The organism is Aeromonas sp. R10-1, from assembly GCF_040908465.1.
GTDB classification, from domain to species: Bacteria; Pseudomonadota; Gammaproteobacteria; order Enterobacterales; family Aeromonadaceae; genus Aeromonas; species Aeromonas caviae.
The window spans coordinates 66,366-81,936 of the sequence record NZ_JBFODT010000033.1; the positions used below are offsets into that span (position 1 = coordinate 66,366).

The following is a 15,571-nucleotide window of genomic DNA, read 5'->3' on the forward strand; positions in this document are numbered from 1 at the left end:
TGGTGAGATAGGGCTGCAGCTCGCCAACGCAAGCCCCTTGCCGCCCAGGGAGCGGCAAGCCCGAATGACCCATTGCCAGAGGTATTGATCATGTTCAGACAGACCGCGCTCATCCTGACCCTCACCCTGTTGGGCAGCGCCCAGGTTCACGCCATCAACCACAAATACGCCGAGCAGCTGGAACGCTCCGGCTGCACCCAGGTGACCGAAGCCCAGGGCTGCGATATTCACAAGAGCAAGGCGGAAAACGCCAAGGCAGGATTTGGCACCGCCGACGGCGGATTGAACATGAGCTATGAGCAGAAGCTGGAGCGCTCAGGCTGTACCCAGGTGAGCGAGCTCAACGGCTGTGACATCAACAAGAGCAAGGCCGAGAACGCCGCCGCCGGATTTGGCGCCGCCCCCGCAGCGGCCAGCGCCAGCCCCTACACCGGCAACTGGGTCGCCACCTTCCCCGAGACGGGCGCCACGGTCGCGAACATCCGCATCGATGACAAGGATCAGGTGTGGGTCAACGACAAGCAGGTCAGTGCCAGGAAATCCGACGGCGCTCTGGTGTTCAAGGAGGGCATGGTCATCTACACCATCCAGGGGGATCGCCGCCTCAAGGGAGAAGATGGCTGGGTCGACAACGACGCGGGCACCAAGGGGCCCATCGCGGCCAAATGACCCCGTCACCATCCCGACAAGGGGAGCCGAGGCTCCCCTCGTCGTTTCTGCCTGCAACCGACGCCTCTCTACCCCTTCTTCGGAAAGTCCAGCACGGCCACCACCGGCGAGCAGGACGGGAGCGCCGACCAGGAGGGGGCATCGAAGGTGAATCGGGCGATGGCGCAGGTCGGCATGCAAGTGATACCAGAGGAAAAGCCATGAGCCAGGTCGGTGAAGGCAGGATCATGGCCCACCAGCAGCACGCAGGCGAGATCATCTGAAAGCGCCCCCACCACCCCGAGAAGGGTCCCGGCATCGCTCTCGTAGAGGCCCTCGTCGATGACGATGCGGTCCGGGGAATAACCCAGCTCCCCGGCAAGCAGCCGGGCGGTCGTCAGGGCCCGGCAGGCGGGGCTCGAGAGGATGAGATCGGGCTTCACCCCCAGGTGTGCCAGGCGAGCCCCCATCAGGGGCGCATCGCGCAGCCCGCGCGCAGCCAGCGGACGAGCGCGGTCAGACAAAGATGCGTCCTTCCAGCTCGACTTGCCATGACGTACCAGGATCAGGATTCTTCTCATGACGCACTCTCTGGTTGATAAGGGCGACAGGCAGCCCCTCAGACCGCCCCACGTTTGCCGGCATGAAGGGGAAGCAGCACCATGACCATCATGGTCAGCAGCACACCCCCTACCCCCCAGCCTACCTGTTCCCAGTGTACTGTCTCCCCGGTCAGCATGCCGGTGAGCAGCACAGTGGCGCAGATGAGGGTCCAGCCGGTCAGGTGGAGGAAGGACTCCCCCCGGTAGCAGCGCTTGATCAGGATGGGGTTGAGGGCCATGGCCACGCAGCCGAGCAGGTAGATGCGATTGCCGGGAGCGAGGCTGAAGGCAAAAAGCCCGATGAGGGGATCATCGGGCTCTGCGGCAAGGATCAGGGGCTCACTTCTTCCATGAAAACAAGCCGAAGGGGTTCGGCCAGCAGCTCGTCCGCCTGGCGGGCGAAAGCCTGGAAATACGCGGTCTCACAGTGGGCATTCAGGGCGGCCTGACTCACGAAGGCTTCCCGCATGTAGAAGGTGCCGGGTTCATCCTTCAACTCGAACAGCACGTAATCGAGGTTGCCCGGCTCCTGGCGAGTGGGACCAATCAAGGTAAGCAGGGCATCGCGAAGGCGCTCTCTCATGCCGTCACGGGCCTTGAGCACCGCGATCGATACCAGTTTGTCTGTCTCTTTTTTCATCCAGTTTTCTCCGTTGTACATCGTCAACACGCCAGAGAGTGCAACCTGGACAGCGATTTATACTGCCGGATGCGCCCCCATCAGACGTTGCCCAGTGTAGGCAGGACGGTGGGGGCCATATAGGGGGGCAGAATGAACACTGTGTTCAACGGGGTGGATAACCACGCCGTGCACGGAGGAACAAACGAGTGGGAGGGATCATGGCGCAAAGGGTGGCAACGGGACCCGCCAGGAGGCGGCACGGCTTGCTGACCCCTGGTCCAGTCTAAGGGCCTGCAGACCAGCGCTCAACGTCAAGGCAATAGGTGGTGAAAGGGTGTTCGCCCAGGCGCGTTTTCCTCACCCAGATGGCCCGTCTGGCGAGGGACAGATAAGGCGGGCGGGTATCCAGCAAGTGAAAGAGTATCGTCCGATGGCCAAGCTCCCTCGCCCACCTCATCATCTCGTTGAAAATCGCCACGCCGCTTCCCCAGCCGGCCCTGGCGAGCACGATGGCAAGCTCCACCCCCTCGTCATCGGGCTGGATACCGCACCACCCCGCCAGGGTGCCGTCGAGGAAGATGGCGCGCACGCGGCAACCTGGCAGGGCGTCGACTCCCAGCTTGTACGCCATCCAGTCGCGCACCCCGGCCACATCGAAAAGCGGGTGAGGGATCAGGTGCTTTCGCAGCGTCTCGTCGTTGAGCAGCGGCAGAAAATCCTCTGCCCTGACAGCAGAAAAGGGGCTGAACACCATGGAGGTCTCTCTCATTGCCCGAAGAGGCACCCTAGTAGGGGGTGCCATCCTTGTGTCTGGCTGACCAGGCGCCATCGGCACCCTGTACCAGGGCCAGATCGTCGTCGGGATAGTCGACGGTGTCCCCTGGCAGCCTGTCCCCCACCTCGAGATAGACGGCGTCCACCTCACCGTGGTTGAGCAACTGGTGGGCCAGGCCGCTGCCCCCCTTGAAGCCGATGCACTCCCCCGGCGACATCCGGTACTCCTCCTCCCCGTGGCGCAGGGTGGGATTGCCCGAGAGCACATAGACGAACTCGTCCTGCAGGCCGTGATGGTGCTTGAGCGCCGAGATGGCCCCCGGTGCCAGGGTCGTCAGGTTGACCCCGAAATTGGCAAGGCCGAAATGATCCCCCAGCCTGCGCCGGGTGCGGTGCTTGACCAGGGAGGCAAAGGGCTCCGGATAGAGGGACTTTGCCTTGTGCTCGGGGATGGCCGTTGCCTGAATGGCACGCTTGTCAGTCATGTTCTGATCCTCCCTGTGAATGACGTCTCTCTTTATAGCCTGCTCCTTAGCTGCGAAACATGGGCAGGGGGTTGAAAGGGTGTCTCACACACCATGCCATGCCCGATTGCCGCCAGATGGCAAAGACGCCCTGATTTTCGTTTGGCTATCTTAATGGCACACCGGAAAATGGGAAGTCACGTTGGCGACCTCACCAATGGAATGAAGAAGATGGCCCGCGATCACCGGGAAATGCCCTCTTCCAGCGGCCCGGGTATGGAGGGGCACCGGCACATGCAGACCCGGTGACTAGAGCACCTCAATCCTGACCTTGATAAGCCCGGATCGGGGATTGCCGATGGCGCTGAACGCCGCCCTGGAGAGATCGATGATGCGCCCGCGGGGGAAGTTACCCCTGTCGTTGACCCGCACCACCACGCTCTTGTCGTTGGCAAGGTTGGTGACCCTCACCAGAGCGCCAAAGGGCAGTGTCATGTGGGCGGCGGTGTTGGCGTGGCGCTGGTAAGGCTCCCCGCTGGCAGTGCGTTTGTTGTGGTAGCGATCGGCGTAATAGGAGGCGAGCCCCGTCTCGCTATAGCCTCGCCAGTTGCCCGCACTGCCTGCATCAGGCTGGCTGCTGCAGGCCGCCAGCAGCAGGCACAGGGAGGCCAGCAGCCCTTTTTGTCGCGTCGTCATGCGTTGCTTCCTCGATGGGACAGAGCGACCAGCATCGCCAGTCGGGCTTCCGTTAACAGGGGCCTACTCTCTCATATTTCCCATGGAAAACGGGAGGCCCAGGCCTCCCGTTTTGCGTATCGCTCCGTCAGCCCCTGTCAGGGGAAGGGGTCAGGCGATGAGCTTGTCGTCGGCGAAGCCAAAGCCGCGCAGCCCCACCACATGCACATGTTCGTGCTTGCCCTGCACCTTGCGGATGAGCTTGTAGGTAGTGCCCTTCTCGGGGCTGATGTTCTCCGGCGCCGCGATAAGTAGCTGCATGTCCTGGCGCTCGCACAGCTCGAACAGGGTGGCGATGGATTTGCCATCAAGCCGCGCCGCTTCGTCCAGGAACAACAGGCGGCAGGGAGCGATGTCCTTGCCGCGCAGACGGCGGGACTCCTCCTCCCAGCTGATCAGCACCATCAAGAGGATGGCCTGACCGGTGCCGATCGCCTCGCCGGTGGAGAGGGCGCCGCTCTCGGCCCGCAGCCAGCCGTCGGCCCCGCGCTGCACCTCGATCTCCAGCTCCAGGTAGTTGCGATAATCCAGCAGCACGTCCCCCATCACCTGATAGTTGCGCTCCCCCTGCTCCACCTGCGGATTGAGACGCTGGAAGAGCTTGGCCATGGCCTCGGAGAAGCTGAGCTCCTTGTCGGCGAAGAGATCGTTGTGCATGGCGCTCTGATCGGCGAGTGCGGTCAGGAGGCGAGTGTGGGCTTCGCGGATATTGACGTTGAGACGCACCCCGCGCACCAGACCAAAGGCGATGTTCTGCAGGCCCTGGTTCAATACCCGGATGCGGTTCTGCTCCCGGCGGATGATGTTGGTGATCTTGGCCGCCACCTCGTGGGAGGAGAGCGACAGATGGGTTTCCCGCTGCTTGAGCTCATCGGCGAGGCGCGCCAGCTCGATCTCCATCTCCTCGATGGCTTCCACCGGATCGTCCGAGCGGATGATGTCGTTGCGGATGCGATCTTTCAGGTAACGGTAGACCTGCACGTAGAAGGCGACCTTCTGCTCGGTGCTGCGGTTGCCTTCCGACAGACGCAGCGCATCACGCAGGGCCTCGTCGTGGGCCACCGCCACCCGCAGGGCGCCGAGGGCCTTGTCCGACATGGAGCGCAGCTCGTCGCTGTCAAGATAAGCCAGCTCGCGCTTGTTCAGACGCTTCTCGACGTCGGTCTCCCGTGCCAGACGCACCACCCGCGACCAGCTCGCCTTGTGACCCACCAGGGATTTGCGGGCGCTGTAGTAATCCTTGCCTTCAAGCTTGAGACGACCGCCAAGGGATTCGATTTCGCGCTTGCACACCTGCAACTGGGCCTCGGCGCTGGTGCGGCGGGTCCGGGTGCGGATAAGCAGCTCTTCAATCTCTTTCTTGTGGGCACGGGCCTTCTCTTCCATGTCATCCGACAGGGTCAGCCCCATGGCCGCCAGCTCCTGCTCGAACTCCGCCAGGGTCTGGCCCTTGGCCGAGGCGCTGGAATCGAGCGCCGTGCGCAGTTGCAGCGCCTCGGTGTGGCGCTGGGTGATCTGCTTGTGCTGCTCACCGGCGGTGCGGGCGGCAAGCTCCGCCGCCTTGAGCTTCTCTTTGAGTCGCTCGCTCATCTCGGACGCCTTGCCCAGCAGGTCTTGCGCATCCTGATAGGCAAAGTGCGGCAGACGGGCCACCAGCTGATCGAGGGCGTAGCAGCGGCGCTTCTGCTCGGCCAGCAGGTCGCTCACCTCGTCAAAGGCCGCCTGCAGGGCCGCCAGATCCTGGGGATCCTGGCGCAGCACCTGCACCATGGTGTCCAGTTTTTCCAACGCCTTGCCGTGCCTGGCGATAAAGGCTTCGGCTGTTTTAAGGGCCTCGACGTCGGCATGAGCCGCCTCGAGGCGGGCCGCCAGGTCTGCCTCGGCAAACAGGTGGGCAAAGGGCAGCATCCCCTGCACCAGCTGGATATGGCGGGTCAGCTGGGCGGCGGCTGCTTTGGCATCACTCAGCTGCTTGTTGCACTCGGCGATGGTTTCTTGCAGCTTACGCTGCTCGTGCTGTTTGGCCTGCACCTCGGCTTCGGGGTCCGGGCGGAAGGCGATATCCAGATGCTGACCGATAAAGTCGCGGAAGTGGCCGTAGAGACGGTGGTACTTCTGCTGCTCGAAGGCGGCCTTGGCGTAGCCCTCGATGAGGTTTTCCCGCTCAAGATCGAGCTGCTCGATCCGTTTTTCCCGGGCGGCGCGGCCAAACAGCGGCAGCTCGGGGTAGCGGGAGAAGCGCACCTGACGCTTGCTGGTGCGCACCAGCACGGCGTCCCCCAGCTCATCCGCTTCCACCAGATCCTCGTCAAAGGAGTCTGGGTTGCCCTGGATGAGGTAGATATCTTCCGGGCAATCTTCCAGCTTTTTCAGCCGCTCGATGGCGCCTTCGAGGTCGAGCACCACCAGGGCGCTGCGAGCCGGGCCGTAGAGTGCGGAGTAGTAAGGGGCATCATCGATGGAGATGTCGTCATAGACGTCCGAGAGCAGCACGCCCCCCACCTGCTCGGCGATGCGGGCAAGACGCGGATCCGCCTCGCCGGCACCCAGCTGCAGGTTGCGAATTTGCATCTCCAGCGCCTGTTTCTGGCCCTGAATGCGGTTGCTCTCCTGCTCGAACTCCCGCTCCTTGTCGAGCACGCTCTGCATGCCGGAAGAGAGTTCTTCGGCGGTGGCCAAGGCCAAGCCACTCTGCTCGCGCAGTTGCTCGAGTTTTTCAAAGGATTTGAGCCAGCGCGGGGCCAGCTTGGTCAGTTCCGCGATATCGCGACCCAGCTGAGTGCCCTGATGCTCGAGGCTGGCGCAGCGCTGATTGGCCTCTGCCTGCTGCTCGGAGAGCTCCTCCTGGCGGGTGCGCTGGGCTTCGAGGAAGATCTCCAGCTCGTCCTGGCTGGCAATGTGCTGACCAGACGCCTGGGCCAGCTCGTCTCGCAGCCGCAAGAGCGTCTTCTGGCTTTCGCTCTCTTTCTCGAGGCGAGCCAGGGCGACGCGCAGACCCTGCCCCTGGGCAATGCGGGCCTTGTCTTCGATGTGGCGCTTGAGCAACCCCTGCGCGGTGGGCCAGGCGGCCTCGCGCACTGTCTCGGGTGCGATGCTGAGCAGCAGCGCCAGCGCCGCTTCGTGTTCGGCCACCGCCGCCTTGGCCAGCGCCAACTGCTGCTCGGCCCCCAGCACCCGGCTGGTCAAGCTCTGCTCGGCTGCGCGGAACTGATGCAGGGTGTCGCTCGCCTGCGCAGGCTCGAGCCCCGGCAGCTCGCACTGCTCGCGGGCGTTTTCCAGGGCCTGCACCGCCTGACGGTACTGGATGGCGCGGGTCTGCTGGATATCGAGCGCCTGCTGGTAGTCGGCGAGCTGGGTCTTGAGGCTGTCCACCTCTGCCTGGGCCAGCTCCTTGCGCTCCTCCACTTCCAGCAACTGGCCATGGATCTCTTCCACCACCGCCTGCTGCTGCTCGAGCTTGTCGTTGAGCTCCGCCAGATCGGCGCGGTAGAGGGCAATCTTCTTTTGCAGCGCCACGGCCGCCATCACCTTGGCCAGGTGCTCGGCGGCGGACTCCAGCTCGTCGGTCAGGAGCTTCTCGCGGTTGGTGAGCTGATCCACCTCGTCCGCCAGATAGATGGCGCGCTGCTTCTCCTCGGCCAGCAGGCGGCGTTTGCCGGCGAGCTCAGAGCGTGCCTTGAGGGCCAGCTCGGAGAGGCGGCTCTTCTCGGCGGCGCCTCGCACATACTCTGCGGCCACATAGTGGGTGGTCTCGGTGATCAGGTTCTTGAAGAGATCCCGCTGACCCTGGGTCTCCTTGATGGCTTCCAGGGTGCGGCGGTTCTCGTAGATGGCCGCCTCCATGTCCTGGAACGCCTTGCGCACCCCGGAGTTCTCCGGCAGCAGGTATTCACGCAAGGAGCGGCTGATGGAAGACGAAATACCGCCGTAGAGGGAGGCTTCGATCAGGCGATAGAACTTGCCGCGATCCTTTTGATCCCGCAGCTTCTTCGGGGTGATGCCGAACTCGAACATGAAGTTGTGATAATCGGTCACCGTATTGAACTTGGCGACCTTGATGGCGCCAAGCTCCGCTGCCGCCCCTTTCAGATCGGCGAAGGCACGTACCCGGCCCTTGCCGTCATCGAGCTTCTCCAGCAGCAGATCCGTGGGCGCCAGGTGCTCGGGCACATCCACCAGGGCGAACGGGGTGATGTTGACCTTGTTGTCACGGTTGGCCACCTGCTCCAGGTGCACGCCGACCCAGATCCGCTGCTCGCGGCTGTTCATCACTTCCAGCAGCGAATAGCAGTGGCCACGCTGCAGCTTGCCGTAAAGCCCCTTGTCGCGGGAGGCACTGCTGGAACCCGCCTCCGTGGTGTTTCGGAAGTGGAGCAGTGACTGGTCGGGAATGAGGGCCGCTATAAAGGCCGCCATGGTGGTGGACTTGCCCGCGCCGTTGCCGCCGGACAGGGTCGTGACCAGCTGGTCGAGATCGAAGGTGCGGGCGAAGAAGCCGTTCCAGTTGACCATGGTCAGGGATTTGAATTTGCCTCTCACGCCACACTCTCCATCAAACCGGCAGACACCATCAGTGCCGGCACATTAACGTTGCAGATCATCTTCCACCTCCAGCTCCAGCTGCTCTTCGTCCAGATCCTCTTCAATATCCTCGAACAGGGAATCGCTGCTCGGCATCTCGTCGTCGTGGAAAATGGCCTCCCCTTCCTGGATCATCCGCAGTTGCACAGCACGGGGATCCTCGTCGGAGCGCACATCGGCGGCGAAGCGGAATACGGACTCGTTGACCCGGAATTTGTCGCTGTTGCCAAGGGGGGTGATCATCCCGAGGCGTTTGAGGCGACGCATGGAGGTGCGGATCTTCTCGAGGAGCTTCTTCTTGTCGAGATCAGTGCCGCCGGAGCGGCTGTTGACCATGCGCAGCAGTTGCTTCTCGTCCGCCAGACTCAGCACCTCTTCTTGCAGCTCGCCCATGGCGAACACCCCTTCAGAGGCGAGCCTGTCCGGGCTCAGGAACAGGTAGCAGAGCACCTTGCCCACCAGCATATCGAGCTCAGATAACACTGTTGTTCCGATGTCGGCGCTCGGGCGCGGACGCAGGTAGAAGAAGCCTTCCGGCGCCTTGATGAGTTCCACCTGATAGCGGCCGTAGAAGATCTCCAGCTCCTGGTGGTACTCCACCAGGGCAGAGTGCTGCTCGAATTCGTCGGCACTGATGTGGCGACCGGAGCGCAGGGCGGTATCGATGCGCGGAAACAAGGGGTTGGCGATGGCCTCTGCGAGACGCAGGGGCAAGGGGAATTCAGTATTGATCGATGACATAGGCCTGAACCTTGGATCCAGCTTGGTTGATGGGTTTCCATGCGGGTTGGCGGTGGTGCTCGCGCTCACCGCTGGCATGGCCGAGACGCACGGCCTGATCGATCAGGAGGCGCGCCACGTCGAAGTGGGCATGGGCCGGGTAATCCAGCAGGTATTCCCGCAGCACGTCGGCAAGATCCAGCCGATCTCCCTGCTCCGGGTAGCGGGCCAGGTAGCGCTCGATGCGCTCCGCCAGCTCCTGGTTGATGTCCACCATCTCCACATACTCCATCTCGAGGGGCACCTCGCCGGTCACCTCCTCGTCGTGGATGGCGATGGTTTCATCCCGCAGCTCCAGCAAACGGGGCTCTTCGGCCACCCGCAACAACCAGCTGTGCTGCTCGAAGTTGCGGATGGATTCCCGCAGCCGCTGGCTGAAGGCGCGGTTCTTGTCCATGTCGATGGCGTTGCGGATGAACTTGTGGACGTGCCTGTCATAACGGGACCAGAGCTCGATGCACTGCTGGCCCCACGCGGTGATGACGTCCAGACGCCCCTGCAGGGCGTGGGTCAGCTCTTCTACGTGGAACAGATCCTCACGCCCCTGGGCCGCTTCCTGAATGTTGAGCAGCCCCGCCTGCAGGCGGTGGCCGGCGGCGTCCAGGGTGTCCTGCAACTCGCGCAGGGTCTGGCCGGTCTCGTGCAGGAGCTTCTCGCAGCTGTGGATGGCATCGACCCAGTTCTGGGTCAGCAGGGCCGCGATCTCGCTCTTGACCTGGTTTTGCTGCTCGTCCATGGCGCGCTGGGTGAGATCGATGCGCCCGAGCGTCTCTTCCAGGGAGAAGGAGAGGCGCGGCAGCACCTCGGCGTCCCACTGCTCCCGGGTGTTGGTCTCGAGCGCCGCCTTGCGGGCGGTGTCGAGCTCGGCCGCCAGGTGCTCGAGCAGGATGGAGAGCTTGATGGAGTCCACCTGGCGCTGATCCATGAAGAAATCGACGATGCTCATGCCAAGGCGCGACAGGCGGTAGAGGCTCTCCCCCGCCACCATGTCGGTGGTGAAACGCGACAGCAGTTGCTGGCGAATGAGATCGTTGATGGCGTTGTTGGCGCGACCGGTGAGGGTCTCGTCCATCTGGCCGAAGGCACTGCTGACATAGCCAAAGGCATCGTGCAGCGCGGCCTCCGAGAGATCAGACTCGTCCTCGGAGAGCGTCTTGATCGCTATCAGAAAGGCCAGCCTGTCGGTGGGGAGGTTCAGCGCCAACCCCTCCTGTCTGACCCATCCCACCGTCTCTGGCAGGGTACGGGATGTACTCATCATGACGTTATCATCTCGTTGTTATAGTCGGCAGGTCTTTGCCCGCCGTGGTGATATAGGCCGGGGTCGGTGGCGCCCCGGCGGCTGGATCCCGCATCGTATTCACGCCGGTGTGTCTCAACCGGCCGGTTTCTGGGCCATCACATGGATGTAGCGCCCCAGGGAAACAAAGGGCTCCTGGCGGCAATATTGCTGCTCCATGGCCAGCAGGTCCTCGAACTTCTCGACCTGATCCTGCTTGTGGCGCATGTAGTCGTGGATGACGCGCACCCCGGTCTTGCCGATGATCCGCAATCCCCCCCGACCTATCCAGTCATAGACCTGCTCCGGCAACTGGGGATTGGTGGGAGTCAGGGCTGTCTGGCGTTTCTTGCGAAGGCCCAGGCGCACATAGTCGAAATTGCCCACCACCAGGCTCTGGAACAGGAGGCCGTGACGATTGTAAAAAAGCAGCGACAGTATGCCCCCTGCCTTGACGAAAGGGAACAGACCCAGCAAGGTCTGGCGCGGCTCGGCGAGCCACTCCAGTACCGCGTGACAGAGCACCAGATCGAAGGTGCCGGTCACCTGGTGCTTGAGATCCTGAATGGGGCAATGGATGAGACGAATTCTGTCTTCCAACCCCTTCTGGGCGATCTGCTCCCGGGCCAGATCCAGCATTTCTGCCGACAAATCGCACAGCTCCACCTGATGGCCCATGGCCGCCAGTTTCTGGGCGAAGTAGCCAAAGCCGCCGCCGGCATCCAGGATGCGCAGCGGCCGGTTGCCCAGGCGCGCCAGGCAGGCTTCGATGTCACTCCAGACAATGGTGGTGCGAATGCGCCCCTTGGTGGAGTCGTAAATGTTGCGAGCGAACTTGTCCGCGCGCCCGTCAAAACTCTGATCTTGCTTCAAAACACACTCATCTTCGACCGCCCCGCCATGAGGGCCGCAGGAGGAACCACACAGAATTGGGCCACAGGAAAAAAGAGGGGTATTCTGTCACATCCCGAATTTGCTGAAAACTCAAGGACGTGTCTGTCGTGTTCGAGCTCAACTTCTTTGTCATCAAGAAATGGCTGGGCCATCTGCTGATGCCGCTCCCCTTCTCTCTCTCCTTGTTGGTGCTGGCGCTCGTGCTGCTCTGGTTCACCCGCTTTCAAAAAAGCGGCAGGCTGCTGGCGACCCTCTCCTTGGTGATCATCGCCCTGATGGGGACGCGGCCGGTGAGCTACGAGCTGGCCCGCAGCCTGGAGCAGACCTATCCCCCCTTCGAGGTGAGCCAGCATCCTGACATCCAGGCCATCGTCGTGCTGGGCAACGGTCATGTGAGCGATCCGGCCATCCCAGAGCGCGCCTGGCAAAACAACATCTCCCTGGCGCGCACCCTGGAAGGGGTTCGCCTGGCCCTGGCCTATCCAGAGGCCGAGCTGGTCTTCTCCGGTGCCGTGGCCGGGGATCCCCTGTCGAACGCCGAGGTCAACGCCCGCATGGCGGAAAGCCTTGGCATCCCGCGCGCGCGCATGACGTTGTTTGAAAACAACAAAGACACCCATGACGAGGCGGTCAGCATCGCCGCCCACCTCAACGGCAAGCGGGTGGCGCTGGTGAGTTCTGCCACCCACCTGCCCCGGGCCATGGCCCTCTATCGCAGTCAGGGACTCGATGCGGTGCCGGCTCCCACCGATTACACCGCCAAGCAGAGTCAGGAGCCGCAACCCCTCTACAGCTACCTCCCCAAGGGGCGTTATCTGATGTATTCCGAGGCTGCCATTCACGAGTGGATTGGGGTATGGTGGGCCCGTTTGCGTGGGCAGGTCACCGAGTGAGCAATCGCGCCTTGCATTCCTGATTTGGATCAGGAAAGCGAAAAAAAATTACGTCATTTGCCGCCGGGTCAGCTATCTTGGGCTCGGTTCAATTCATATAATGTTGCGCAATCAAATGCCTAGGAGATATAGAAGATGAGACAGCACCTGGTAATGGGTAACTGGAAACTGAACGGCACCAAGGCTTCTGTAGAAGCCCTGATCAAAGGACTGACCCCGGCCGCTGCCGCTCATCCTTCCGTGCAAGTGGCCGTCTGCCCGCCGGTTATCTTTTTGGGTCTGGTTGAACAGCTGACCGCTGGCAGCAAGATCGCCTACGGTGCCCAGAACGCCGACGTTCACGAGTCCGGCGCCTTCACCGGCGAAAACGCCCCCTCCATGCTCAAAGCCTTCGGCTGCACCTACTCCCTGGTCGGTCACAGCGAGCGTCGTACCCTGCACGCAGAGACCGACGACGTGGTGGCTGCCAAGTACGAAGCCATCCAGAAGGGCGGCCTGATCCCCGTGCTGTGCATCGGTGAAACCCTGGCCCAGTTCGAAGCCGGTACCACCAACCAGGTGGTCGAGACCCAGCTCAAGGCCGTGATCGATCGCTGCGGCATCGCCTCCTTCGAGAACGCCGTCATCGCTTACGAGCCGGTATGGGCCATCGGCACCGGCAAGACCGCCACCCCGGAGATCGCACAATCCGTGCATGCTCACATCCGTCAATACCTGGCCGGTTTTGATGCAGCCGTGGCTGCCAAGGTACAGATCCTGTACGGCGGCTCCGTGACTGGCGCCACCGCTGCCGACCTGTTCGGCCAGCCGGACATCGACGGTGGCCTGGTGGGTGGCGCGTCCCTGAAAGTGGACGACTTCTCCCAGATCATCGCTGGCGCCGCCAAGTAAGCGCCAAGCAAAGAGGGGCCCCGCCCCTCTTTGCATATCGCTTTCCTATGGACCCTCTCGCCATAGGAAAGCCGATATAGTAAAAGCGGCCAGCCGTATTTTTCAGAATCTTGATTTTCGACAACTCAGATCCAGAGGCACTCATGACCAAACAAATCAAACGTATTGGTGTTTTGACCAGTGGTGGTGACGCACCGGGTATGAACGCAGCCATCCGCGCCGTGGTGCGCGCCGGTCTGCATCATGGCCTGGAAGTTTACGGCATCTATGATGGCTACCTCGGTCTGCACCAGGACCGTATCGTCAAGCTCGAGCGTCACAGCGTCTCCGACGTCGTGAACCGTGGCGGTACATTCCTCGGCTCCGCCCGTTTCCCCGCCTTCAAGGATCCGAAAGTCCGTGCCGAAGCGGTCGAAAACCTGAAGAAACACGGCATCGATGCCCTGGTGGTCATCGGCGGTGACGGCTCCTACATGGGTGCCAAGAAGCTGACCGAAGAGGGCTTCCCCTGCATCGGCCTGCCGGGCACCATCGACAACGACATCGCCGGTACCGACTTCACCATCGGCTTTGACACCGCCCTGAACGTGGTGGTTGACGCCATTGACCGCCTGCGCGACACCTGCAGCTCCCACCACCGCATCTCCGTGGTCGAGATCATGGGCCGCCACTGCGGCGATCTGGCCATGTCTGCCGCCGTTGCCGGTGGTGCCGAATACGTGATCGTGCCGGAAGTGGCCTTCGACAAGGAGAAGCTGCTGCAACAGATCAAGGAAGGGGAAGCCAAGGGCAAGAAGCACGCCATCATCACCATCTGCGAGCATGTCACCGACGTCAACGCCCTGGCAAAAGACATCGAGGCCATGACCGGCCGCGAAACCCGCGCCACCATCCTGGGTCACATCCAGCGTGGCGGTTCTCCCACTGCCCGTGACCGTATCATGTCCAGCCGCATGGGTGCCTTCGCCGTCGAGCAACTGCTGGCGGGCCAGGGTGGCCGCTGCGTCGGCATTCAGGGCAACGAGATGGTGCACCACGACATCATCGACTGCATCGAGAACCTGAAGCGCCCGTTCAACCAGGAGCTGTACGATCTCTCCACCACCCTGTTCTAAGGGCTGTGGTCTGACAAAAAACCCTCCTCTGGAGGGTTTTTTTATCCCTACACGGTTGGGCTGTAAAAGTGATCCCCCGTATTTACTGGGTTACAAGGTGCTGTAAGTAGCTGTTGAGTGCCACTGTGTGGACTAAATGTGGACACATTTTTGTGCCTGCTGCGTCCACCAGGTCATACCAACTCCTTATTGATTTGTAACAATGGGGCCTCCTGGGCCCCGGTTTATTCAGCTATTACACTGCTTGTTCGGGTGAAACCCCTACCCCACCCCGTAACGGGTTCAGCGCCACTGCATCTTGTAGGTAGTCAGGCGCGAAATGGGCATACGTCATCGTCTGCTGGATACTTGCGTGCCCCAGAATTCGCTGCAGCGCGATAATATTGCCGCCATTGATCATGAAATGAGTGGCATAGGTATGTCGCAAAATGTGCAGTGCCTGCCCCTTCGGGATCTGCGGCTTAGCCGCTTTGATTGCCAGCCTGATCTGCGTGTAATCTGCGTCGGGAAACAGCAGCCCCTTGTCCACGCCGGAAATGAACTGCTCCACTTCCGCAGAGAGCGGTACCACCCGTGAACGCCCGTTCTTCGTCTCAACAAACATCGCCCGCTGGTTGATCACGTGCTCGGCCCGCAGCTCTGCCGCCTCGCTCCAGCGAGCTCCAGTGTTGAGGCAAAACACCACGATTTTCAGATCATCCCCCGTCAGAGTCGCCAGCAAGGTATGGATCTCCACCAAGGTGAGATAGCTCATCGCCGTAGGGACCGTCTTCAACTTACCAACCCTGCCCACCCGATTCTCTTCCTGGTACAACTTGGCGTTGATCAAGAAGGTGAACATACCGCTAAGGCAAGTGACTTCGCGGTTCACCGTGCTGGCTTTACAACCAGACATCAACCGCTGGGTACGATAGGCAGCAATGTGTAACTCATCGAGCTCGCAGGCTCGTAAAGAACCCATCTCCTGATCCATTCGTTCAAGCACCAGCTTGTTTCGTTCCCCCCACTTCGCATGTTGGCCGTGATAGGCCCACCAGAGTCGGATCAGCTCTGCCAGAGGTCGGGCATCCTTCGGCTTATCCAGCCAGGCCTTGTCATGCTGATTGGCCAGCACATACCGCTCAAAAGCTGTCGCCTCGTGCTTCTTGTCAAATTTGCGCCGGACTCGCTTTCCGTTGCGGCCCTGCGGTCTTACGTCCACTTCGTAGCGACCATCATCGAGCTTCTTAATCGTCATAAGAGAGCCCTCCGATTTTCACTGCGTCATTCGCCTGATGGCTCAGGCTCATGTTC

General features: G+C 61.8%; 15 protein-coding genes. 4 read left to right on the forward strand and 11 right to left on the reverse strand.

The genetic code is table 11. The features are described from left to right. The first annotated feature begins 90 nt into the window (after positions 1–90). On the forward strand, positions 91–669 hold the full coding sequence (locus tag AB5Y93_RS16275) for a hypothetical protein (RefSeq protein WP_368229837.1): 579 nt from the start codon (positions 91–93) through the stop codon (positions 667–669). Between the two features lie 68 nt (positions 670–737). Here the strand turns inward: AB5Y93_RS16275 and AB5Y93_RS16280 are convergent, their stop codons facing one another. From AB5Y93_RS16280 to cmoM, 10 genes are all read right to left on the reverse strand, one after another. Continuing rightward, positions 738–1,229, reverse strand: a complete 492-nt coding sequence (locus tag AB5Y93_RS16280) for a histidine phosphatase family protein (RefSeq protein WP_368229838.1) — start codon at positions 1,227–1,229, stop codon at positions 738–740. A 38-nt stretch (positions 1,230–1,267) separates the two neighbouring features. Beyond that, positions 1,268–1,489: a hypothetical protein gene (locus AB5Y93_RS16285; RefSeq protein ID WP_319885851.1), complete on the reverse strand. Its 222-nt coding sequence runs from the start codon at positions 1,487–1,489 to the stop codon at positions 1,268–1,270. 92 nt (positions 1,490–1,581) lie between these two features. Continuing rightward, on the reverse strand, positions 1,582–1,890 hold the full coding sequence (locus AB5Y93_RS16290; RefSeq protein WP_368229839.1) for a putative quinol monooxygenase: 309 nt from the start codon (positions 1,888–1,890) through the stop codon (positions 1,582–1,584). Positions 1,891–2,155: 265 nt separating this feature from the next. Further along, positions 2,156–2,641: a GNAT family N-acetyltransferase gene (locus tag AB5Y93_RS16295; RefSeq protein WP_368229840.1), complete on the reverse strand. Its 486-nt coding sequence runs from the start codon at positions 2,639–2,641 to the stop codon at positions 2,156–2,158. Between the two features lie 16 nt (positions 2,642–2,657). Continuing rightward, positions 2,658–3,131, reverse strand: a complete 474-nt coding sequence (locus AB5Y93_RS16300; RefSeq protein WP_041215097.1) for a cupin domain-containing protein — start codon at positions 3,129–3,131, stop codon at positions 2,658–2,660. Positions 3,132–3,419: 288 nt separating this feature from the next. Beyond that, positions 3,420–3,806, reverse strand: coding sequence for a septal ring lytic transglycosylase RlpA family protein (locus tag AB5Y93_RS16305; protein WP_043156536.1), 387 nt, complete (start codon positions 3,804–3,806; stop codon positions 3,420–3,422). A gap of 150 nt (positions 3,807–3,956) precedes the next feature. Beyond that, positions 3,957–8,384 carry a chromosome partition protein MukB gene (mukB, locus tag AB5Y93_RS16310; protein WP_368229841.1) on the reverse strand — a complete coding sequence of 1,476 codons (4,428 nt, stop codon included), beginning with the start codon at positions 8,382–8,384 and terminating at the stop codon, positions 3,957–3,959. A gap of 45 nt (positions 8,385–8,429) precedes the next feature. Then, positions 8,430–9,167, reverse strand: a complete 738-nt coding sequence (gene mukE, locus AB5Y93_RS16315) for a chromosome partition protein MukE (RefSeq protein WP_029314572.1) — start codon at positions 9,165–9,167, stop codon at positions 8,430–8,432. Further along, positions 9,148–10,467, reverse strand: a complete 1,320-nt coding sequence (gene mukF / locus AB5Y93_RS16320) for a chromosome partition protein MukF (protein WP_042863922.1) — start codon at positions 10,465–10,467, stop codon at positions 9,148–9,150. The genes mukE and mukF overlap by 20 nt, the downstream gene beginning before the upstream one ends. Before the next feature lie 114 nt (positions 10,468–10,581). Further along, the gene (gene cmoM / locus AB5Y93_RS16325; protein ID WP_039040723.1) at positions 10,582–11,358 is read right to left on the reverse strand and encodes a tRNA uridine 5-oxyacetic acid(34) methyltransferase CmoM; all 777 of its coding nucleotides are present in this window, start codon (positions 11,356–11,358) and stop codon (positions 10,582–10,584) included. A gap of 128 nt (positions 11,359–11,486) precedes the next feature. Between cmoM and elyC the strand changes: the two genes are divergently transcribed. The 3 genes from elyC (at position 11,487) to pfkA (ending at position 14,278) form a co-directional block, all read left to right on the forward strand. Continuing rightward, positions 11,487–12,272 (forward strand): envelope biogenesis factor ElyC, encoded by a 786-nt coding sequence (gene elyC, locus AB5Y93_RS16330; RefSeq protein WP_043156258.1) that lies wholly within the window; start codon positions 11,487–11,489, stop codon positions 12,270–12,272. 135 nt (positions 12,273–12,407) lie between these two features. Further along, on the forward strand, positions 12,408–13,163 hold the full coding sequence (gene tpiA, locus AB5Y93_RS16335) for a triose-phosphate isomerase (RefSeq protein ID WP_029314576.1): 756 nt from the start codon (positions 12,408–12,410) through the stop codon (positions 13,161–13,163). A 143-nt stretch (positions 13,164–13,306) separates the two neighbouring features. Next, positions 13,307–14,278: a 6-phosphofructokinase gene (pfkA, locus tag AB5Y93_RS16340; protein WP_010674852.1), complete on the forward strand. Its 972-nt coding sequence runs from the start codon at positions 13,307–13,309 to the stop codon at positions 14,276–14,278. A 235-nt stretch (positions 14,279–14,513) separates the two neighbouring features. Here pfkA and AB5Y93_RS16345 read toward each other — a convergent pair whose 3' ends face one another. Next, the gene (locus tag AB5Y93_RS16345; protein WP_368229842.1) at positions 14,514–15,515 is read right to left on the reverse strand and encodes a tyrosine-type recombinase/integrase; all 1,002 of its coding nucleotides are present in this window, start codon (positions 15,513–15,515) and stop codon (positions 14,514–14,516) included. Between the last annotated feature and the right edge of the window lie 56 nt (positions 15,516–15,571).